This is a genomic window from Arsenophonus endosymbiont of Apis mellifera (genome assembly GCF_903968575.1).
Taxonomy (GTDB): Bacteria; Pseudomonadota; Gammaproteobacteria; order Enterobacterales; family Enterobacteriaceae; genus Arsenophonus; species Arsenophonus apicola.
Window position 1 is genome coordinate 24,839 of record NZ_CAJCFU010000077.1, and the last position, 20,972, is coordinate 45,810.

At 37.2% G+C, this 20,972-nt stretch carries 19 protein-coding genes and 3 tRNA genes; 10 read left to right on the forward strand and 12 right to left on the reverse strand.

Going from position 1 to position 20,972, the window contains the following annotated elements:
- Window positions 1-134: 134 nt before the first annotated feature.
- From ispC to rpsB, 5 genes are all read right to left on the reverse strand, one after another.
- Window positions 135-1,337, reverse strand: coding sequence for a 1-deoxy-D-xylulose-5-phosphate reductoisomerase (ispC, locus tag H1X92_RS12500; protein ID WP_180560455.1), 1,203 nt, complete (start codon window positions 1,335-1,337; stop codon window positions 135-137).
- Between the two features lie 148 nt (window positions 1,338-1,485).
- Entirely contained in the window at window positions 1,486-2,043 is a 558-nt protein-coding gene (gene frr, locus H1X92_RS12505) for a ribosome recycling factor (protein ID WP_180560456.1), read from the reverse strand.
- A 118-nt stretch (window positions 2,044-2,161) separates the two neighbouring features.
- Window positions 2,162-2,890 carry a UMP kinase gene (gene pyrH, locus H1X92_RS12510; protein ID WP_180560457.1) on the reverse strand — a complete coding sequence of 243 codons (729 nt, stop codon included), beginning with the start codon at window positions 2,888-2,890 and terminating at the stop codon, window positions 2,162-2,164.
- Window positions 2,891-3,181: 291 nt separating this feature from the next.
- On the reverse strand, window positions 3,182-4,033 hold the full coding sequence (gene tsf, locus H1X92_RS12515) for a translation elongation factor Ts (protein ID WP_180560458.1): 852 nt from the start codon (window positions 4,031-4,033) through the stop codon (window positions 3,182-3,184).
- Between the two features lie 155 nt (window positions 4,034-4,188).
- Window positions 4,189-4,914: a 30S ribosomal protein S2 gene (gene rpsB / locus H1X92_RS12520; protein WP_180560459.1), complete on the reverse strand. Its 726-nt coding sequence runs from the start codon at window positions 4,912-4,914 to the stop codon at window positions 4,189-4,191.
- Between the two features lie 542 nt (window positions 4,915-5,456).
- Here rpsB and map point away from each other — a divergent pair.
- The 4 genes from map (at window position 5,457) to H1X92_RS12540 (ending at window position 10,374) form a co-directional block, all read left to right on the forward strand.
- Window positions 5,457-6,254 carry a type I methionyl aminopeptidase gene (map, locus tag H1X92_RS12525; RefSeq protein WP_180560460.1) on the forward strand — a complete coding sequence of 266 codons (798 nt, stop codon included), beginning with the start codon at window positions 5,457-5,459 and terminating at the stop codon, window positions 6,252-6,254.
- A 139-nt stretch (window positions 6,255-6,393) separates the two neighbouring features.
- Window positions 6,394-9,054: a bifunctional uridylyltransferase/uridylyl-removing protein GlnD gene (gene glnD / locus H1X92_RS12530; protein WP_370520693.1), complete on the forward strand. Its 2,661-nt coding sequence runs from the start codon at window positions 6,394-6,396 to the stop codon at window positions 9,052-9,054.
- 26 nt (window positions 9,055-9,080) lie between these two features.
- Window positions 9,081-9,905 (forward strand): 2,3,4,5-tetrahydropyridine-2,6-dicarboxylate N-succinyltransferase, encoded by an 825-nt coding sequence (gene dapD / locus H1X92_RS12535; protein WP_180560462.1) that lies wholly within the window; start codon window positions 9,081-9,083, stop codon window positions 9,903-9,905.
- Window positions 9,906-10,002: 97 nt separating this feature from the next.
- The gene (locus H1X92_RS12540) at window positions 10,003-10,374 is read left to right on the forward strand and encodes a DUF3461 family protein (protein WP_180560463.1); all 372 of its coding nucleotides are present in this window, start codon (window positions 10,003-10,005) and stop codon (window positions 10,372-10,374) included.
- A 92-nt stretch (window positions 10,375-10,466) separates the two neighbouring features.
- Here the strand turns inward: H1X92_RS12540 and truC are convergent, their stop codons facing one another.
- From truC to syd, 3 genes are all read right to left on the reverse strand, one after another.
- Window positions 10,467-11,222: a tRNA pseudouridine(65) synthase TruC gene (gene truC, locus H1X92_RS12545; protein WP_180560464.1), complete on the reverse strand. Its 756-nt coding sequence runs from the start codon at window positions 11,220-11,222 to the stop codon at window positions 10,467-10,469.
- Entirely contained in the window at window positions 11,215-11,556 is a 342-nt protein-coding gene (locus H1X92_RS12550) for a YqcC family protein (RefSeq protein WP_180560465.1), read from the reverse strand. The genes truC and H1X92_RS12550 overlap by 8 nt, the downstream gene beginning before the upstream one ends.
- 792 nt (window positions 11,557-12,348) lie before the next feature.
- Complete coding sequence (gene syd, locus H1X92_RS12555) at window positions 12,349-12,912, reverse strand: SecY-interacting protein (RefSeq protein WP_180560466.1); 564 nt, start codon at window positions 12,910-12,912, stop codon at window positions 12,349-12,351.
- Between the two features lie 185 nt (window positions 12,913-13,097).
- Between syd and queF the strand changes: the two genes are divergently transcribed.
- The 3 genes from queF to xni are packed head-to-tail and all read left to right on the forward strand — an operon-like array spanning window position 13,098 to window position 16,109.
- A complete protein-coding gene (gene queF, locus H1X92_RS12560) occupies window positions 13,098-13,943 on the forward strand; it encodes an NADPH-dependent 7-cyano-7-deazaguanine reductase QueF (RefSeq protein ID WP_180560467.1) in 846 nt (281 codons plus the stop codon).
- A gap of 10 nt (window positions 13,944-13,953) precedes the next feature.
- Window positions 13,954-15,324: a nucleotide 5'-monophosphate nucleosidase PpnN gene (gene ppnN / locus H1X92_RS12565; RefSeq protein ID WP_180560468.1), complete on the forward strand. Its 1,371-nt coding sequence runs from the start codon at window positions 13,954-13,956 to the stop codon at window positions 15,322-15,324.
- Window positions 15,325-15,353: 29 nt separating this feature from the next.
- Window positions 15,354-16,109 carry a flap endonuclease Xni gene (xni, locus tag H1X92_RS12570; protein ID WP_180560469.1) on the forward strand — a complete coding sequence of 252 codons (756 nt, stop codon included), beginning with the start codon at window positions 15,354-15,356 and terminating at the stop codon, window positions 16,107-16,109.
- Between the two features lie 42 nt (window positions 16,110-16,151).
- Here the strand turns inward: xni and rlmM are convergent, their stop codons facing one another.
- The 4 genes from rlmM to tcdA form a co-directional block, all read right to left on the reverse strand.
- Window positions 16,152-17,249: a 23S rRNA (cytidine(2498)-2'-O)-methyltransferase RlmM gene (rlmM, locus tag H1X92_RS12575; protein ID WP_180560470.1), complete on the reverse strand. Its 1,098-nt coding sequence runs from the start codon at window positions 17,247-17,249 to the stop codon at window positions 16,152-16,154.
- The gene (locus H1X92_RS12580; RefSeq protein WP_180560478.1) at window positions 17,242-17,622 is read right to left on the reverse strand and encodes a DUF423 domain-containing protein; all 381 of its coding nucleotides are present in this window, start codon (window positions 17,620-17,622) and stop codon (window positions 17,242-17,244) included. The genes rlmM and H1X92_RS12580 overlap by 8 nt, the downstream gene beginning before the upstream one ends.
- A gap of 64 nt (window positions 17,623-17,686) precedes the next feature.
- Window positions 17,687-18,610, reverse strand: coding sequence for a transcriptional regulator GcvA (locus tag H1X92_RS12585; RefSeq protein ID WP_180560471.1), 924 nt, complete (start codon window positions 18,608-18,610; stop codon window positions 17,687-17,689).
- Between the two features lie 727 nt (window positions 18,611-19,337).
- Window positions 19,338-20,150, reverse strand: a complete 813-nt coding sequence (tcdA, locus tag H1X92_RS12590; protein WP_180560472.1) for a tRNA cyclic N6-threonylcarbamoyladenosine(37) synthase TcdA — start codon at window positions 20,148-20,150, stop codon at window positions 19,338-19,340.
- 524 nt (window positions 20,151-20,674) lie between these two features.
- Here tcdA and H1X92_RS12595 point away from each other — a divergent pair.
- The 3 genes from H1X92_RS12595 (at window position 20,675) to H1X92_RS12605 (ending at window position 20,955) form a co-directional block, all read left to right on the forward strand.
- Window positions 20,675-20,751 (forward strand) — tRNA-Met (locus H1X92_RS12595).
- A 24-nt stretch (window positions 20,752-20,775) separates the two neighbouring features.
- Window positions 20,776-20,852, forward strand: a tRNA-Met gene (locus H1X92_RS12600).
- Window positions 20,853-20,878: 26 nt separating this feature from the next.
- A tRNA-Met gene (locus H1X92_RS12605) sits at window positions 20,879-20,955 on the forward strand.
- Window positions 20,956-20,972: the final 17 nt, after the last annotated feature.

The following is a 20,972-nucleotide window of genomic DNA, read 5'->3' on the forward strand; positions in this document are numbered from 1 at the left end:
TAAACAATTTTCATATTTACTAATAAGTTAATAGTTAGCTTTTTATACATTTTTAATCCCCTTAACCCATTATAATTTTATAAAAATTTAACCTGAGATAATTAGAGAAACATTTAAGTAACTAAAATTATTTATTAGTAGGAGATAGCTAATGTTTCAATATAATGAATTGCCATTTGACGAGCTTCACTATCAATCGCTAAAACAGCATCAATGCAATCAGGTTCAGCTAAACTTAACCTTTCTACTATATCCAAATTAACTTGCGCAATATCTGTAAATCGAAGCTTTCCTGCCAAAAATGCAGCCACGGAAACTTCATTCGCAGCATTTAAAATTGTGGTTGCGGCTTGTCCATGATGACAAGCATCAATCGCTAACTTCAAACAGGGGTAACGTTGGTAATCTGGCGCAATAAAAGTCAATGAAGATAATTGGTTAAAATCAAGCGCAGACGCACCTGAAAGAATACGATCTGGATAAGCCATACTATAAGAAATCGGTGTTCTCATATCAGGGGTACCTAATTGAGCGATAACACTGCCATCCTGATAACGTACCATCGAATGAATGATAGATTGTGGATGAATGATAACTTCCATTTGTTCGGCTGAAGCATTAAAAAAATACCGTGCTTCAATATATTCAAGCCCTTTATTCATCATCGTTGCCGAATCAACCGAAATCTTACGCCCCATCGACCAATTAGGATGATTACAAGCCTCATTAGGCGTCATGTTCTTAAGAGTAGCGAGGGGAATTTCACGGAAAGGACCACCCGAGCCAGTTAATACTATGCGAGTTATTCCTTGTTGTTCCAGATTAGCAAAACCTAAATTACGCTGAATTTCAGTCGGTAAACTTTGAAATATCGCATTATGTTCACTATCAATCGGCAGTACTTGAGCCCCATATTTTTTAATTGCAGCGAAAAACAGTTGCCCACTCGTTATCAATGACTCTTTATTGGCTAATAAAATACGTTTCCCTTGACGGATCGCAGCTAATGTTGGTATTAAACCAGCAATTCCAGTAATCGCGGACATAACTTGATCCACATTATCCAGTGCAGCTAGTTCACAAACTCCCTTTTGGCCGGATAAAACTTCAGTTTTACATCCTTGTTTATTTAATATGCTTCTTAGATTATTGGCTGATCTTTCGTCTGACATAGCAGCATATTGTGGCTTGAATTCCAAGCATTGCTGAACCATAGTAGCCACATTTTTATGTGCAACTAATGCGATAATTTCAAATTTTGCTGGATTTTCTTTGACTACTGATAGTGTCGTTTTACCAATTGAACCCGTCGAGCCTAAAATTGTCAGACGTATCATTGTGATATGTATGCTCTACTATTTAATTAAAAAGGATTATACCCAACTCAGCCATATAGCATAACATAAAAATGGAGCAATAAATTTAGCGATATAACAAAGCCATACTTACTTTTGTATAAAGCGTATGGCTTTATTATAAAAATGTTTAAAATTCCATCAATTCTTTTTCTTTTTGCTCCAGAGCTTCATCAACTTTTTTAATAAAATTATCGGTCAACTTCTGGATTTCATCTTGTGCACGACGTTCATCATCCTCACTAATTTCTTTATCTTTTAATAAGGCCTTGATTTTATCATTCGCATCACGTCGTGCATTACGAACAGATACACGCCCCTGTTCAGCATCATTACGCACAACTTTAATCAAATCCTTACGTCGTTCTTCCGTCAACGGCGGTAAAGGCACCCGTATTATGGTTCCTGCAGAAGAAGGATTAAGACCCAGATCTGATGCCATAATGGCTTTTTCCACTGCCGGTGCCAACGTACGATCAAACACAGTAATGGCCAGAGTACGTGAATCCTCAGCGGTAATATTTGCTAACTGACGCAATGGCGTTGCAGCACCATAGTATTCAACCACTATACCATCCAATAAACTTGGCGATGCACGGCCAGTACGAACTTTACTAATTTGACTTTTCAATGCTTCAACGCTTTTTTCCATACGTTCTTGCGCATCTTTTTTGATTTCATTAATCACATTTAAACCCTTAGCAACTGGTTATAAATATTTAGGCTATAACCGATAACCCAATTCAATTATTTTAACGATGCTGATAATATCATACCGCTAAAAATCATCCGTGTCTCTCAACAGATTAATCACGTGAGATTAGCGTGCCTTCATTTTCACCCATCACAATCCGACGTAACGCACCGGGTTTATTCATGTTGAAAACGCGAATAGGTAAATTATGATCACGAGCCAGAGTAAATGCCGCCAAATCCATCACTTTTAATTCGCGTTCTAGTACGTCTTGATAAGTTAACTTATCATAAAAAACCGCATCATAACTCTTTGATGGGTCAGCGGAATAAACACCATCAACTTTGGTTGCTTTTAAAACTACATCCGCTTCAATTTCTATGCCTCGTAAACAAGCCGCTGAATCCGTTGTAAAAAAAGGATTCCCAGTACCCGCCGAGAAAATAACAACTCGGCCATTGCGAAGCAAACTAATAGCTTCAGCCCAACTATAATTGTCACATACACCATTTAATGGTATTGCGGACATGAGCCTGGCATTAACATATGCACGATGTAAAGCATCACGCATGGCTAATCCATTCATTACTGTCGCTAGCATGCCCATATGATCGCCAACGACACGGTTCATGCCAGCCTCAGCTAGTCCTGCACCACGAAATAGGTTGCCACCACCAATAACGACACCAACCTGTATCGCTAGCTCTACCAGCTCCTTAATTTCTTGCGCCATACGATCCAAAATGCTCGCATCGATACCAAAACCTTCTGAACCTTGTAGAGCTTCGCCACTAAGCTTAAGCAAGATACGTTTATATACGGGTTTTGCATTAGTTGCCATGGTGTTTCATCCTGAGCAGATAACTTATTGAAGGTTTAAAATTCTTAGTTCAAAGTCTGAATGCAAAATACTTGATTAGTTATTTTTTTTATTTCTTTAGTAAAAATATAATTTAGTTTAAATACTAATCCTAACCCATTGAATTAAGCATATGCTGAATCAAATAATTTAGTGGCATATTTACACATAAATTATTATTGATAATGTATTAACAGACAGATAAAAAATAGATCATCGATATTAGATAAAACAGAACCGCCCATTGGCGGCTCTAGTTATCAATTGGTATCATTATTTACTCATTGCCGCTACTTCAGCAGCAAAATCAGTTTCCACTTTTTCGATACCTTCACCAACTTCAAAACGGATAAAGTTAGTCACTGTTGCATTTTTCTCTTTTAATAACGCACCAACTGTTTTGCTTGGTTCCATAACAAATTGTTGACCTGTTAAAGAGATCTCACCAGTAAATTTATTCATGCGGCCAGTAACCATTTTTTCCGCAATTTCACGCGGCTTACCCGATTGCATTGCAATATCTAACTGAATTTGATGTTCATGGGCAACAACATCGGCTGGCACATCGGCTGGTGTAACATATTCAGGTTTGCTCGCCGCAATATGCATAGCAATATGTTTAACAAGCTCATCATCTGCACCTTCAGCAGAAACAAGAACCCCAATGCGAACACCATGTAAATAACAGCCGATTTTTTCACCTTCTAGGATCTCGACTCGGCGAATATTAATATTTTCACCAATCTTGGCTACGATTGCTGTACGTTGCTCTTCAAATTTTGCCTTCAATTCATCGATATTTGACAATTTATTTGCCACAACGGCTTGCAATACTTCATTACCGAATGCAATAAAGCTCGCATCCTTAGCCACAAAATCCGTTTCACAATTCAACTCAAGCAAGGCACCAAATTTGCCATCGGCAGAAACTTCCGCCATGATCACACCTTCAGCAGCCACACGACCAGCTTTCTTAGCCGCTTTTGCTTGACCAGATTTACGCATATTGTCGATAGCTAATTCAATATCTCCATTAGCTTCAACCAATGCTTTTTTGCACTCCATCATACCTGCGCCAGTACGTTCGCGCAGTTCTTTTACCAAAGCAGCGGTAATTCCAGACATGTGATTTATTCCTCAATCTATCTGATGGGAAATCATCCCATGCAGACAATTCTCATTCTGATAAGTAAAAAGGAGCCGATCAGGCCCCTATAACCAATATATTGTAATACCTGGTTCATAAGGGCTCTTCTGTGCTTAACGAAGAGCTGGCCTTATTATTCAGTCTCTATCATGTTTTCTTCTGGTTTAATCGCCTGGTCTTGAGAACGACCTTCATGAACAGCTTTAGCAACAGCATCCAGATACAGTTTAACTGCACGGATCGCATCATCATTACCAGGGATGATGTAATCAACACCATCGGGATCAGAATTAGTATCAACAATCGCAAATACAGGGATACCTAGGTTGTTTGCTTCTTTAATTGCAATATGCTCATGTTCCGCATCAACAACAAATAAAGCGTCAGGCAAACCCCCCATCTCTTTAATACCACCCAACCTATTTTCTAATTTGCTAAGCTCGCGGGTACGCATCAACGCTTCTTTTTTGGTCAATTTATCAAAAGTACCATCCTGAGATTGTGCTTCTAAATCTTTTAGGCGCTTAATAGACTGACGAACCGTTTTCCAGTTAGTCAGCATACCACCTAACCAACGGTGATTAACGAAATACTGATCACAACTATTAGCCGCTTCTTTTATAGCTTCGCTTGCTGCGCGTTTGGTGCCAACAAACAGAATTTTGCCTTTTCGTGATGCAATTTTAGTCAATTCAGCTAATGCTTCATTGAACATAGGAACAGTTTTTTCCAAATTAATGATATGCACTTTGTTGCGCGCACCAAAGATGTAAGTTTTCATCTTTGGATTCCAGTAACGAGTTTGGTGACCAAAGTGAACGCCCGCCTGAAGCATATCGCGCATGGAAACAGTTGCCATTTAAACCTCTATAATTTAGTAAATTGGGGTTATGCCTCCACAGATCCCATTCCCCGACTCATTAGCTGTAGGTTTGCCTACATAAGAGCACCCCGGAAAATGTGCCGATCTGTGTGTGTTATAACACAGTTAAGTTTATGTTAGAGCTAATCTGCGTTTTTCCACATTGAAAATATACAGAATGCCGGCGCGCTTTATACCATAAAATAAGATAAAACACCACCCATAGTTATATTTTTCTGAACTTAAGTCATTTAGTTGAATAAAATACACTATGACTATATTTTATTGTGCGTTGTTTTTAATACCATGATTTCTATGATTTTTTCGGTTGACTAATAATAATTCAATTTGAAATAACCTAACATTACTTTTAGGCTATTTTCATATTTTTAAAAAAATTGATATGTTAAGGCGTTAGTTGGCATAACCGCGCTTCACTGCTAACATAACCGTCAACATACATTATTTATATTTAATCAACAAAATTGGCTGATGAGTGCATTATTACTGACTTAAATCAGCATAAATAGGCAGAATTCATGGCTATCTCAATTAAAACGGAAGAAGATATTCAGAAAATGCGTATCGCCGGACATTTGGCGGCAGAAGTGTTAGAAATTATTGAACCTTATATAAAACCGGGCGTTTCCACCGGTGAACTTGATCGTATCTGTCACTCCCATATTGTCGAAAAACAGCAAGCTATCCCAGCCTGTTTAAATTACCACGGCTTCCCTAAATCTATTTGTACCTCTGTTAACGATGTTATTTGCCATGGTATTCCGAGTGATGAGAAAATCTTAAAAGAAGGTGATATCATTAATATTGATGTCACTGTTATTAAAAATGGCTTCCATGGCGACACGTCCAAGATGTTTATTGTCGGTAAACCAACGATCCAAGGCGAACGGTTATGTAAGGTAACACAGGAAAGCCTTTATCTGGCCTTAAAAATGGTCAAACCAGGTATTCGTTTACGAACGATAGGTCAGGCAATTCAACAATTAGTTGAACAACATCATTTTTCTGTCGTGCGTGAATATTGTGGCCATGGTATTGGTCAAGTTTTTCATGAAGAACCTCAAGTATTACATTATGATGCTGATGACGGCGGTGTAATACTGCAAAAAGGCATGACGTTTACTATTGAACCGATGGTAAATACCGGCGATCATCGTATTAGAACGATGAAAGATGGCTGGACAGTAAAAACAAAAGATCGAGGTTGGTCTGCCCAATATGAACATACATTAGCTGTCACCGACGATGGATGTGAAATTTTAACCTTACGAAAAGAAGAAGAACCATTTATTTCGGCTATATTAGTCAATAAATAATTTTCTGCTTAGCCTCCATAATTTTGGAGGCTTTTCTGTTAATGATATTGTTTTACTGCTTTTTATTTGTTTATTAATACTATTTATTAGTAATCTTATAAATTAGATCCCCTGTAGCAATTTCGGTTACGCAACCATGATGAAAAGTAATCAACCTGTCCCACTTGTCCTTACTCTTGATAAACTATCTCAAGAGGATTTTACTTTACCTTTACTAAAACAACAGGTAGAGCGCTTGCAAAAATGGTTAGAACAATCTTTTAAGCAGGGTATTGCGGCCGCTGAACTTATTGCCATGCGTAGCCATTATCTTGATAAATTGTTACAGCGTCTTTGGCAGATTCATGGTTTTGAAGCAATTCCTCAATTATCTTTAATTGCAGTAGGCGGTTATGGTCGACAAGAATTACATCCGTTGTCAGATATAGACTTATTAATTTTAAGTCAGCATCCTTTAGCTACCACTATCACAGCTAAGATAGGTCAATTTATTACGCTATTATGGGATTTAGGTTTCCAAATCGGTCATAGTGTACGTACATTAGAAGAGTGTTTACAAGCAGGACAGGCAGATCTGTCGATTGCAACTAATCTATTTGAATCAAGGTTAATTTGTGGCGATCAATCTCTGTTTCGATCATTACAACAAGCCATATTTAACGATAATTTTTGGCCATCTAATATGTTTTTTGCGGCCAAACGTAATGAACAACACCTACGCCATCAACGTTATCATAGTACTAGTTACAACCTTGAGCCAGATATCAAAAGTAGTCCCGGCGGTTTGCGTGACATTCATATATTGTTATGGGTCGCGCGGCGACATTTTGGCGCAACCACCATTAAGCAGACAGTTCAGTTCGGCTTTCTAAGCCCAGCAGAATATCGTGAATTAAACATTTGTCTAAATTTTTTGCTGCGTATTCGATTTGCGCTGCATTTAATAATAAAACGTTATGATAATCGCCTACTATTTGCACATCAATTAAATGTTGCCCGCTTACTAGGCTATCAAGGTGAAGGCAATCAGCCTGTTGAGCAAATGATGAAAGACTACTATCGTGACACACGACGTGTCCAAGAACTCAATAGCATGCTGCTACAGCTGTTTGATGAAGCGATTCTTAGCGAAAAAAATCTAGCTGCACCATATAAACTTGATCATGAATTTCAACTTAGGGGAGATCTGATCGATCTGATTGATAGTTCACTGTTTCATCGTGATCCCACTGCCATTTTACGGCTATTTTATCAAATGGCCGAACATATAAATATTCAAGGAATATACTCAGCTACGCTACGTCAATTGCGTCTTGCTTGTCAAAAACTGGCTAAACCTCTGTGTGAAATCCCGCTTGCTCGTGAAATGTTTATTACTATTTTGCGCCATCCTAGAGCGGTCAAAGGTGCCATTGTGCCCATGCACTTACATGATGTACTCAGTGCATATATGCCGGTTTGGCAAAATATTGTTGGACAAATGCAATTTGATCTTTTTCATGCTTACACCGTCGATGAACATACTATTCGGGTATTACAAAAACTTGATCAATTTGCTGATGAAAAAAATAATCGCCAACATCCTTTATGCGTTGCCATTTATGCTAAGCTTGCTCAGCCTGAAATTTTACGGCTGGCGGCTATGTTTCATGATATTGCTAAAGGTAGGAAAGGCGATCACTCTGAACTGGGCGCAAAAGATGCAAAGCAATTTGCCCTAGCCCATGGCCTATCTGAACCTGATTCATCCTTAATTGCCTGGCTTGTACGTCAACATCTTTTGATGTCAGTGACTGCCCAACGGCGTGATATTCAAGATCCCGTTGTTATTAAACAATTTGCCCGTGAAGTAAAATCAATAAACCGTCTCGATTCTCTGCTGTGCCTGACTGTTGCCGATATATGCGCAACCAATAATACCTTATGGAATAGCTGGAAACAGAGTCTATTAAAAGAGCTGTATTTGATAACTAAAAAGCAATTAAATCAAGGTGCGCAAGCAATACCTACTTTACGTCAACGTATCCAACTCCATCGCCTACGAGCGTTAACCCTGCTACAGGAAAAAAATATTGATGAAGATGAGCTGAAAAAATTATGGTCACGCTGCCATGCTGATTATTTTTTACGTCATAACCCACAGCAACTTGCCTGGCACGCTAGCGCTTTATTAAAACACAATTTAGATAAACCACTGATACTGATTAGTACCGTATCTGTTCATGGTGGTACCGAAATTTTTATCTGGTGTCCAGATCGACCATCACTATTTGCCGCTGTTGCCGGAGAACTTGATAGACGAAATCTTAATATTCATAGCGCTCAAATCTTTACTAACAAAGATAATATGACAATGGATACGTTTGTGGTATTAGATCCTAAAGGCCAACCGCTAGCTCTTGATCGCTATGAAAATATTCGTCAAGCTTTATTAAAAGTTATTAACACTCCAGATAACCAAACATTAAAAACGCGTAACGCCCATCATAAATTTCGCCATTTTAATGTACCAACTAAAGTTCATTTTCTGCCCAATCAAAATGCTAGACGAACTTATATGGAACTTGTTGCCCTGGATCAACCTGGATTATTGGCACAAATCGGTAATATATTTACTGAAATGGCCATGCTGTTACACGGAGCCAGGATCACAACCATTGGCGAAAGAGTTGAAGATTTATTTGTACTTACTGATCAAAACAACCAAGCACTCGATCAAAATAGCCAACAAAAACTGGCAGAGAAATTGACCCAAGCCTTGACTTCAATAGATAAAGAAAAAAGTAAACATGTTAAATAATTACAACCCAGAGGATAAGTAATTTTATGGAGCAACTCAAAACCATTATTGAAAATGCTTTTGAACGTCGAGCAGAAATCACACCGGCGACGACCAATGTGCAATTAAGTGATGCAATCAATCAAGTGATCAGCCAACTGGATAAAGGACAGTTAAGGGTTGCTGATAAGATCAATGGACAGTGGATAACTCATCAATGGCTTAAGAAAGCCGTACTACTCTCTTTTCGTATTAATGATAATCGATTAATCGAAGGCGCAGAAAGCCGCTATTTTGATAAAGTAGCGATGAAATTTGCTGACTATGATCATGCCCGTTTTCAACGCGAAGGTTTTAGAGTTGTTCCACCCGCAACGGCTAGAAAAGGGGCCTTTATCGCGCCAAATACCGTTTTGATGCCATCTTATATTAATATCGGTGCTTATATTGATGAAGGATCCATGATCGATACCTGGGCAACGGTTGGCTCGTGTGCGCAAATTGGTAAAAATGTTCACTTATCCGGTGGTGTGGGTATTGGTGGTGTGCTTGAACCCTTACAAGCTAATCCAACCATTATCGAAGATAACTGTTTTATTGGGGCTCGCTCTGAAATTGTTGAGGGTGTCATTGTTGAAGAAGGATCAGTTATCTCAATGGGCGTCTATATTGGCCAGAGTACCAAAATTTATGATAGGGAAAGCGGTGAAATTCTCTATGGCCGAATTCCAGCTGGCTCTGTCGTCGTCGCAGGTAACTTACCCGCCAAAAATGGCAACTATAGTCTATATTGTGCGGTTATTGTCAAAAAAGTCGATGACAAAACCAGAAAGAAAGTTGGCATTAACGAGTTACTAAGAACAATAGACTAAAATTTATTATAGCGGATTATTGTTATCTATCCGCTTCTTCTTATTATTATGCTAACCTATAATAATTGTTAAATAACCTTTTTCCAGCAATATTAATATGTATGATAATCTAAAAAGTTTAGGTATTACTCAACCTGAAGATATCGATCACTACACCCTTCGCCAAGAAGCAAACCATGATATTCTTAAGATCTATTTTCGCAAAGATAAAGATGAACATTATGCTAAAAGCGTAAAATTCAAATATCCACTACAACGAAAGCTGATTAATCTTGACAATAATCTCAAAGAAATCAATGAAATTAATCTCCACCTACGGGATGTGATCGAAGAATTAAATCAAATTTGTCAACATGACCAAACCAAACATGATTTAAAAAGTAAGATATTAAATGATTTATGCCATTTAGAATCTGTAGTAATAAGCAAAATTGCTGAAATTAAATCAGATTTAAAAAAGCTCTCCTGAAAAATCCATAGCAGCTTATATGCCAATACTAACTGGCTGTTAAGCCATATTTACCTATCAAACACATTAACATAATAATTTAGTATTAAAATTTATATCATTGATAAATATTGACTCTCGAGTTCAGGCACCATGCCTAACCAACCAAACTGTGATAACAAATGCATCCAAGCATCATCCCACTTTGCAGTTAATTGCAATTTATCGCCTGTTATTGGATGCTTAAAAGATAAATAACTCGCATGTAACATTAAACGGTTGGTAGCAAAATGGTGTGCAACACCCCGATTTTGACGCAGATCGCCATGGGTGGTATCACCAATTATAGGATGACGGATATGTGCCATATGACGTCTTAATTGATGTTTGCGACCCGTCTTCGGCTGCAACGCTAACAGCGAGGAACGTGATGTAGGATAACGACCTATCTCTATCGCACATTCAACTCTAGCTAATGGCGAATAATGAGTAATACACGCTTGAGGCTGGCTTATTTTGCTAGCATATTTGTTTGCAATTTTATCTTTCTCCTCCGTTAATGGATAGTCTATAATATCAGCTGCATTAACATAGCCACGTACAATCGCATGATACTTTTTTTCTATTGCATGGTGCTCAAATTGCTGCGCTAAAAGACAAGCAACTTCACTAGAAAGTGCCATTAATAACACCCCTGAAGTTGGTTTATCTAAACGGTGAACAGGGAAAACATACTGACCAATTTGATCACGCACTGTTTGCATAATAAAACGAGTTTCATGACGATCAAGCCAACTCCGATGTACAAGCCATCCAGTGGGTTTATTTATGGCAATCAAATGCTGATCCTGATAAAGCACTTCAAGCATCCGTTGAATTACCTTGTGAAAAAATTTTATCTAACGCTCGTAAATATTCCAATAATTGGCAATATCGCCCTTCTTGTTGTTCTTTATAGATTTCTTCAAAATAGGGAGTGATAGCGAATATGTTTGGCAAAACAATATCTTGTTCAATAATCTTATAGAGTTTTGGTAATAATACCCATTGCAACCATTCATGTGCCTCCATGGTGTCAATGGCAAAAGGCAAATGACTAGCAAAAGCTTCCGCTGACGGCGGTGTATTATTCCAAAGATTAAGGTTTTTCATTTCAGCTTCAATGAGACGCAGTTTTTCTATAACTATCAAATTGGTATTCATTTCCTACACTAGTATCATAAGTAAAAATAAATGAATCATAACATTATTAGCTATCAAACAAAAAAGTAGCCGGCGATATTAATTTTATTACTCATTATTAAATCACAATAAAACGATCTAGCTATCGAAATTTTAATCAATAAAAATACACCTATTAATAACATTATAAGTAAGTAATGTTATATTTTTATCAGCGACTAGGTCATTAAAATAATCTTTTGTTGAGCTATCTTAACCATAAAAAAACCAGCCTATAAAATCGACTGGTTATATAATATGTAACGCTATTAAATAGAATATTTATGCATCCTGCATTATCAGCATCCTGCTGAATAGATCTTCCTACTATTTACGAGGTAGTTATTTGTAAGCAATCATACTTATCAATCGTTATCCCTAACACTACCCTTCTTATTTCTCTATATTATTAAAAATTTAATAATTTCAAAGTTAGAAAATAAACTCTCATTCACCACTTATTATTAGTAACAATCACTGAATTTATTCCGTGCAATAAACTGCTGTTAGGTTATTTCTACTTCTCGTTACGATTTATGGTTCATTTGATAAATGCTAACTTATCGGCGGGCATAAGAATGTCGGATTTATCTGAGGAACACAAGAATAGAAAAAATAGTTTTTAATCATTTTTTCTCGATAATTACAGAATATTTTTTTATCCTACTGAAATAAAAAAATATTTCATCTCGCTTCATGGTTTTAAAAGCAATAAACGCAGATATAACTTACATAATTTGTAAGCTATATCTCACAAAAAAATAAGTAAATATCTCAATTATATTGCTCTTCAATTACAGGAATAAGTTGTTTTAAAAATTCAATCAGATTACAAGCTAAGACGCTACGCGTTGTTTGACCCAATGTTTCTAATATAACTTGGCCAGTGAGATTATCTACGGAAATAATTTCAAATTCAGAATCTAGACTGGCAATAAAAAGAGTTGGGGTTAGTCTACGTCTTTTTTGCGTAATTAAATGTCCAATTAAGTTCTCTTGTAAACGAGTAAAGTCTGTCATATTCCATACTTGAATTAAATCCAGTTGCCTACCTTGAAATTTTACTCGCATATCAGCCGCTAATTGCGTGGTATAAAATTGGTGAATATTAGGATAAAAATGAATTTCCAACGCTTTTTCAACAGAATGTAACTTTTGATTTGGCATCGGAAAAGGTTTTGGTAACCAAAAGGTGACTTCATCTTTACTATATTCAATACAAGGCGAAGGAATACTGTAAAAACTCTTACTAGCCGGTAAACCACCGGTCTGCTGTTGCCAGTAAGTAATATAACGCTGTGTGAGTTCCTTTAATGCATGAGAAATCGTTGTTTCCATGGTCAATTATTCTTATTGGTGACGAATTATAGCAATAAATCATTCTAATATATGAAAGTATCATTAGGTATTATTATCTATCTACACAATTTGTTGTTAAGCTATACATTGAATAACAAACTTACTCTAATATATCGATTAAGCTAGCAACTATCATACTGATTTTCTATTTTAGAAGGAACTCTATGCCAATTTATCAAGATAATGGCGAGCTACAACACCTAACGCTCGGAAAAAAAACCGAATATCAAGATAACTATGCACCGCATCTACTGCAGGCTGTTCCACGTCGCTTAAATCGGCAACCTTTAGGATTATCATCAGATAAATTACCTTTTCATGGCGCAGATATTTGGACACTGTATGAGCTTTCATGGCTAAACAGTCGAGGAGTTCCTCAAGTTGCTATCGGCCATGTTACCATTGATGCTAATAGCGTAAATCTAATTGAATCCAAAAGTTTTAAACTCTATCTAAATAGTTTCAATCAGACAAAATTTATCAATTGGCAAGAAGTTGAAAAACAACTAAACCAAGATCTTACAACCTGCGCTGTAGGAGAAGTGACAGTAAAATTACAGCCTCTTACTATATTTTCCGATCAAACTATTCACAATTTGCCTGGTGAATGTATTGATGAGCAAGAGATAGAAATTACTGATTATAAATTTAATCGTGATTATCTTAAAAATGCAACCGCGAGTATTAAAGTAGACGAAACATTAGTTAGCCATCTGCTAAAATCTAATTGCTTAATTACCAACCAACCTGATTGGGGCTCAATACAAATTCATTATTTTGGCCCTAAAATTGATAGAGAAAAGCTACTGCGTTATTTAGTCTCTTTTAGACATCATAATGAATTTCATGAACAATGTGTCGAGCGCATTTTCAATGATATTCTTCAATTATGTCAACCAGATAAGTTAAGTGTTTATGCCCGTTATACACGCCGTGGCGGGCTGGACATTAACCCTTGGCGTAGCAATGAGAATTTCCAGCCAACAATAATGCGATTAGCACGGCAGTAAGGAGTTTAATTTGATAACACATGTCAGCCCGTTAGGTTCAATGGATCTACTATCTCAAATTGAAGTTAGCATTCTTAAACGTACTGCCAGTAGCGATCTTTATCAACTATTTAGAAACTGCTCCTTAGCTGTGCTTAATTCAGGCAGTAAGACAGATAATAGCAAAGAATTAATCGCTAAATATCCCAATTTTGATATCAATGTTCTCCAGCGTGAACGCGGCGTGAAACTAGAATTAATTAATCCGCCAGAAAAAGCTTTTGTTGATGGTAAAATTATCCGTTCACTACAAGCAAATTTATTTTCTGTATTAAGAGATATTCTTTTTGTTCATGCCCAGATTATATCCGCAGAAAAACTGCTGGCATTAAGCCTGCATAATAGTATCAATATCACTAATATTATTTTTACCATTCTGCGTAATGCCCGAGTCCTGCATCTGGATGAAGATCCAAATATCATTGTTTGCTGGGGAGGCCATTCAATAAACGAAATTGAATATCTTTATGCCCGCAAGGTTGGCAATGAATTAGGATTACGTGAATTAAATATCTGCACTGGCTGTGGCCCTGGTGCAATGGAAGCACCGATGAAAGGCGCCGCAGTAGGCCATGCACAGCAACGCTATAAAAATGGCCGCTTTCTTGGGTTAACTGAACCTTCGATTATTGCAGCTGAACCACCTAACCCTCTGGTTAGTGAACTTGTTATCATGCCAGATATTGAAAAACGCCTTGAAGCATTTGTGCGGATAGCTCATGGTATCATTATTTTTCCAGGCGGTGCAGGCACGACAGAGGAACTACTTTATTTATTAGGTATTTTAATGGATCCGGCCAATAATAATCAGGCATTACCATTGATACTAACTGGCCCAAAAGAGAGCCAAGCCTATTTTGACACTCTTGATGATTTCATTAAGCATACTCTTGGTGAGCAGGCGTGTAATTATTATCAAATTATCATCGATGATCCAGAAGCCGTAGCCCGTGAAATGAAAAAACTGATGCCTCTAGTCAAAGAAAGTCGTCTCAATACTGGTGATGCCTACAGCTTTAATTGGTCAATAAAAGTTAATTCAGAACTGCAAAAACCCTTTGCCCCTACCCATGACAATATGGCAAAACTTAATCTATTTTGTGATCCGCAGCAGCCAGAAAAATTGGCCGCTAACTTACGAAGAGCCTTTTCTGGCATTGTTGCAGGTAATGTGAAAGAAGTAGGTATGAAAGAAATTGAAAAGCATGGTCCTTATAAACTCCATGGTGATGCCATAATTATGGCTCACATGGATACATTATTACGCGGGTTTGTTAGTCAACATCGAATGAAGCTACCTAGCAGTTCAGCCTATATACCCTGCTATGAAATAATCAAATAACTGACCAGACAAACGATGCACAAAAAATCATGATCCACTTACTTATTGTTGATGCTTTAAATCTAATCAGACGTATTCATGCTGTTCAAGGAAGCCCTTGCGAACAAGCTTGTATTTCAACTCTTCGCCAGCTGATTAACCATACTTTGCCCACCCATGCAGTGGCAATATTCGATAGCAAAGAACAGCAGACAAATAACTGGCGGCAACAACTTTTACCTCAATACAAAGCTGGCCGACAAGCCATGCCGGAGGATCTGTATCATGAAATAAATAACCTTGAAATCGCATTTAAAGCGCAAGGATTAGCCTGTTGGCATGCCTTCGAAAATGAAGCAGACGATCTGGCGGCAACATTAGCAATTAAAGTGGCTACTGCCGGATATCGTGTCACCATCATTTCAACAGATAAAGGCTATTGTCAGCTACTTTCATCATCGATTTATATTCGTGATTATTTTCAAAAACGCTGGCTTGATTTATCTTTCGTTAATAAAGAATTTGGTGTTAAACCTGAACAATTACAGGATTATTGGGGACTAACTGGCATAAACAGCAGTAAAATCCCCGGTATAACCGGCATAGGTCCTAAAACCGCAGCAACCTTACTTCAGCAATATCCTACCTTAGAGGCTATTTTTGCTAATATCAACTCGATACCTGAGAAATGGCGCAAACGGATTGAACCGGCGCAAAAAATAGCTTTCATTAGCCGACAGGTGGCTTCTCTTAAAACGGATCTACAGTTAAATGGAAATTTGCAACAACTGAGATTTATCCCATAACTCAGTAAAAAATATAAATTTTTATTATTAATTACTTCTTTTCTAATCCCGTTCTGGTATAGAGGCTGACCAAATTCGTCTTACATGTACCGTTATCTCTTCGCGATCATGGTAGAGTTGCTTCGCTTGAATTTGAGCATTAATACCATTTTCGTTTAGTGTCTGTGATATTTTGTGCAAAATATGTAAAACTTCTTGATAACGTTTTTTCATCGGTAACTTTAAATTAAATATTGCTTCCCGGCACCATCCTTTTAACAACCAACCTGTTATTAAAGCAGCAACTTTTGCTGGTTTTTCAACCATATCACAAACCAACCAAGTAATATTCTTAGTGTGTGGGATAAATTTAAAACCATCAATACGATGATGCCGTACCTGACCTGTTTGCATTAAGCTTTTCGCTATTGGGCCATTATCAATCGCATCGACCATCATACTGCGCTTCACTAATTGATATGTCCATCCACCTGGACAAGCGCCTAGATCAACTGCCTTCATACCCGATGCTAAACGCTCTTCCCATTCATCATAAGGAATAAATAGATGAAATGCCTCTTCCAGTTTTAATGTTGAACGACTTGGCGCATCAACTGGCAGTTTTAACCGAGGGATCCCCATAAAGAAAGGTGAATTGTTATTCACATAAGAATAGCCAACATAACAACAACCGGCCGCAATAAAAAATACATGTATAACTGGACGCTGATGGTTTTCTTTTAATAACAATATTTTTTGTTGACGAAGCGCATGACGTAAGGGCACCGTAAATTTACGGCAAAATTTCAGTAGTTCTTTACTCTCATTGGTATCAGGCACCTCAACCCGTAATTCACCAGCCCGTTCAACGACACCTTGCAATAACGCAACAATCGGCGATACGCGATCGTCGGATGGCAAATCTTTCAATAAATTGCTAACAACTACTAATTGGCGAGCAAATATTAATGTGGCAAAGGGTATCTCTTTAGCCAAACGCTCTGCATCAGTAGACTGATAGCATTCAAATAAGACATAACCGCTATTATCTTTTACTTTAGCATAACCATACACACCGATCTGCGTAGCCTTCTCGGTAATTTCTGCCGCACACTCTTTTTCAAATCCTGCACGGCAATATAAAATAATATTTTTATTCATGACGTATTATTGGATTCCTAAGCCGAGTTGCGCCAATAACAATTAATATCCAGCCAATCAAAAAGCAAAAGCCGCCTACTGGTGTCAAATGAGCAAAATATTTTACCTGCAATAGTGCCATACAGTAAAAACTGCCACTGAACAATAAAATGCCTATACTGAAGAAAATACCTCCCCAGTAAAACCATAATATGACTTTACGTAATAAAATAGCACCTAATATCATCAGTACTAAAGTATGCATTGATTGATAACGTAAACCAATACAAATCCATTCTCTTTGATCATGGTTTAGTAAAGGTGATAATAAATGTGAACCTATTGCGCCAAATGCAACGCAAAAAAATCCACTAATTCCTGCAAATATCAACATTAAACGAGCATTCACGTTAATATCCTTTCCCTTTTTAAATTAATTTTTTTACTTGTCATATAGTTTACGGCTCACCAGTAACAAATCCCCATTTTTGTTGCTCGCTAGCTGCTTTTGCAAGGATCCATTGACGAAATGCAGCAATCTTACCTAACTCCGCTTGAGTATCATGACAAACCAAATAGAAAGCTTTTTTACTAATTAAAACATCATTAAACGGACATACTAAACGACCTGTATCAAGTTCATTTTTTGTCATAATGTTATTAATCAATGCGATACCTTGACCATGTATGGCGGCTTGAATAACCATAGCACTATGACTGAAAATGGGTCCTTGTTCTACATTAATAATGTCTTGTAATGATAATTGACGTGCATAAGCTTGCCAATCACGCCGAGAAGAATCATGTAGCAATGTATGATGAATTAAATCTTGCGGTTTTTTCAATGGATAACGCCCCGCTAATAAGGCTGGCGCACAAACTGGTATTAAGTATTCCGCATACAAACGATCTGTTCTTAAGCCTGGCCAATTACCATAACCATAAAAGATGGCCACATCAACATCATTGGCCATTTTATCTCCCTCATGATAAACAGCCTGTATACGTACATCAATATCAGGATAAGCATGATTAAAACTCGATAAACGCGGCACTAACCATTGAATAGCAAAACTCGGTAATAAACTGACGGTTAATGCTCCCTTTGCGCTAAGTGCCTGTAATTTCCGAGTAGCTTCACGTAATGAAGAAAAAATTTCTTTAATATCTAAATAATAACTTTGCCCTTCTTTAGTTAATAATAATGAACGATTACGCCGACGAAATAATTTCAAACCCAAGAAATTTTCTAAACCTTTTATTTGATGACTTATTGCCGCCTGAGTAACATAAAGCTCTTCTGCTGCTTTAGTAAAACTTAAATGACGGGCTGCAGCATCAAATACCCTTAATGCATTAAGAGGAGGCATACATTTTGACATGATCGCTTCTTACTCATCCTTATATATCCATTAGTTTTTATAATCTGAAGCATTATAAATTGTCCATTGTAGATAAACCAGTATATGTCTATAGTAAGGCTGCTTCCTGGGCCTGAATGAATCGCTAAATTGTTAATTTATATAAAATTCTTGGCTTTATGGATGTGATGTTTTGTTTGCAAATTATCTGGTTTTTCCAGGTTGAATAGTTAATACTACTATTTTCACTCCTATACATTTACCTTGTCTGTCCATAGTAATTTTATCGCGCCGCATTTATCGCGGCGTTTTTTTATCCACTAAATATATATCTTTTTCATCGCCGAATATAATCGGATAATATACTTATGATACAGATAGAATAGATATTATTAATCAAGACTAGTACTATTTTTCTAATTTTAAGTGAATATAACAAACCTGGTGAGAAAGATCATTTTTGACAAGATAAAATTGCAATAATTAGATATAGAGAGCCTAAATATTTTGATAGCTGTGCTTTTCATGCCAATAACATTTTCTATAGCACTATTTCGCCAATATTTCCCTGTTATCCAAGACAAAACTAGCGCTCAAATTTTATCTCTTGATTAGGTAGATATTTTAAACAAATGGGACTCGCTCAACAACTCAGTACTTCAAGAATTGATGACATTCAATCACGGGTTTAAGCCTGCCAAAAAATCGCTCAAAATGCGCTTTGATTGCTAATAATTAGCAAATTATTTCATTTTCTTTCGCTAGCCATCATTTTACGCTGTAATTTTTTTAATACATGCGCAACCGCAACAAAACCAAAACTAGCTGTTACCATTGTTGCTGCTCCAAAACCGGCGGCACAATCCATACGCATTGTTCCTCCCACATTACTTTTAGTCCTACAGACGGTGCCATCACTTTGTGGATAAACTAATTGTTCGGTCGAGAAAACACAGTCAATACCTAATTTACCTTTGCTATTTTTGATTATTTTAAAATCACTTTTTAATTTTTCACGTAATTTGGCAGCTAAGGGATCATGGATCGTTTTCGCTAAATCTTTGACTTGGATCTGGGTAGGATCAATTTGTCCACCGGCGCCACCAGTGGTCACAATGGGGATTTTATAACGACGACAATAAGCTAATAAAGCAGCTTTAGGCCGTATGCTATCGATAGCATCAATTACATAATCAAATTGCATTGATATCAGCTCAGCAAGATTAGTCGTCGAGACAAAATCATCAATAATATTAATTTGACATTCAGGGTTAATTTGCAAAATACGCGATTTCATGACTTCAACTTTTGATTGACCAATAGTTTCGCTCAATGCATGCAATTGTCGATTAGTATTTGTCACACATACATCATCCATATCAATCAGTGTGATAGTGCCGATCCCTGTTCTTGCTAATGCTTCCGCAGCCCATGAGCCTACACCACCAATACCAACAACACAGACATGGGAACGAGCAAAAAGCATTAACGCTTTTTGACCATAGAGACGGCCGATACCAGCGAAGCGCCGTAGCCAAGCTTGTGAAAGGAGTAATTGCATGTCTAACCTTAGTTAATAAAAATAGCGTGTTCACCAATAATAAAAAAGAAACTAATTTATTAATTCAAATCCTGATTATATCTATTATGATAATAAAACCGACTCGTTAACTATTTATCTGCAGGCCGTAATAACCGATTAGCTAATAACGATTAGCTTATATTATCTGTTTCATTCTTATCTGCTTAATTGACCTCATTCTGGATATTTAAATTAGTAATAAATTATACCCTCACCCGATCATCAAGATAATTTCTGATAAAATATTTTACTGATTTAAGATAATAATTAAATAACTACTTTTATATTACCATTAAAAAAATAAGTATTTATTTGTTGATTACTTTTTTGGCTATCATTTTTTGCTGACTTCTTATATCAATAAGCATGATACCTAATATGCATAAAAGAACAAAAATTAATCATCAAGTCTTTTTTATGTACAAGATATAATAAAATATCGCAATATTTAAGAAAAAAACTTGCATCGGATCTGATCCTGAGTATAGTGAGCCGCTATCGGACGCGGGATGGAGCAGCCTGGTAGCTCGTCGGGCTCATAACCCGAAGGTCGTCGGTTCAAATCCGGCTCCCGCAACCAATAAAAAACATTAACCATTTCAGGCGCGGGATGGAGCAGCCTGGTAGCTCGTCGGGCTCATAACCCGAAGGTCGTCGGTTCAAATCCGGCTCCCGCAACCAATATTAAAAACAAGAATCATTTCAGACGCGGGATGGAGCAGCCTGGTAGCTCGTCGGGCTCATAACCCGAAGGTCGTCGGTTCAAATCCGGCTCCCGCAACCAATATTAAAAACAAGAAT

Coding starts and splice junctions, on each gene's coding strand:
- queF (WP_180560467.1), top strand. CDS start 13,098: ATGCCAATTTATCAAGATAATGGCGAGCTACAACACCTAACGCTCGGA.
- H1X92_RS12540 (WP_180560463.1), top strand. CDS start 10,003: ATGTATGATAATCTAAAAAGTTTAGGTATTACTCAACCTGAAGATATC.
- glnD (WP_370520693.1), top strand. CDS start 6,394: ATGAAAAGTAATCAACCTGTCCCACTTGTCCTTACTCTTGATAAACTA.
- pyrH (WP_180560457.1), bottom strand. CDS start 2,890: ATGGCAACTAATGCAAAACCCGTATATAAACGTATCTTGCTTAAGCTT.
- truC (WP_180560464.1), bottom strand. CDS start 11,222: ATGCTTGAAGTGCTTTATCAGGATCAGCATTTGATTGCCATAAATAAA.
- H1X92_RS12550 (WP_180560465.1), bottom strand. CDS start 11,556: ATGAATACCAATTTGATAGTTATAGAAAAACTGCGTCTCATTGAAGCT.
- tcdA (WP_180560472.1), bottom strand. CDS start 20,150: ATGCAATTACTCCTTTCACAAGCTTGGCTACGGCGCTTCGCTGGTATC.
- ispC (WP_180560455.1), bottom strand. CDS start 1,337: ATGATACGTCTGACAATTTTAGGCTCGACGGGTTCAATTGGTAAAACG.
- H1X92_RS12585 (WP_180560471.1), bottom strand. CDS start 18,610: ATGTCAAAATGTATGCCTCCTCTTAATGCATTAAGGGTATTTGATGCT.
- map (WP_180560460.1), top strand. CDS start 5,457: ATGGCTATCTCAATTAAAACGGAAGAAGATATTCAGAAAATGCGTATC.
- tsf (WP_180560458.1), bottom strand. CDS start 4,033: ATGTCTGGAATTACCGCTGCTTTGGTAAAAGAACTGCGCGAACGTACT.
- xni (WP_180560469.1), top strand. CDS start 15,354: ATGATCCACTTACTTATTGTTGATGCTTTAAATCTAATCAGACGTATT.
- syd (WP_180560466.1), bottom strand. CDS start 12,912: ATGGAAACAACGATTTCTCATGCATTAAAGGAACTCACACAGCGTTAT.
- rlmM (WP_180560470.1), bottom strand. CDS start 17,249: ATGAATAAAAATATTATTTTATATTGCCGTGCAGGATTTGAAAAAGAG.
- dapD (WP_180560462.1), top strand. CDS start 9,081: ATGGAGCAACTCAAAACCATTATTGAAAATGCTTTTGAACGTCGAGCA.
- rpsB (WP_180560459.1), bottom strand. CDS start 4,914: ATGGCAACTGTTTCCATGCGCGATATGCTTCAGGCGGGCGTTCACTTT.
- H1X92_RS12580 (WP_180560478.1), bottom strand. CDS start 17,622: ATGTTGATATTTGCAGGAATTAGTGGATTTTTTTGCGTTGCATTTGGC.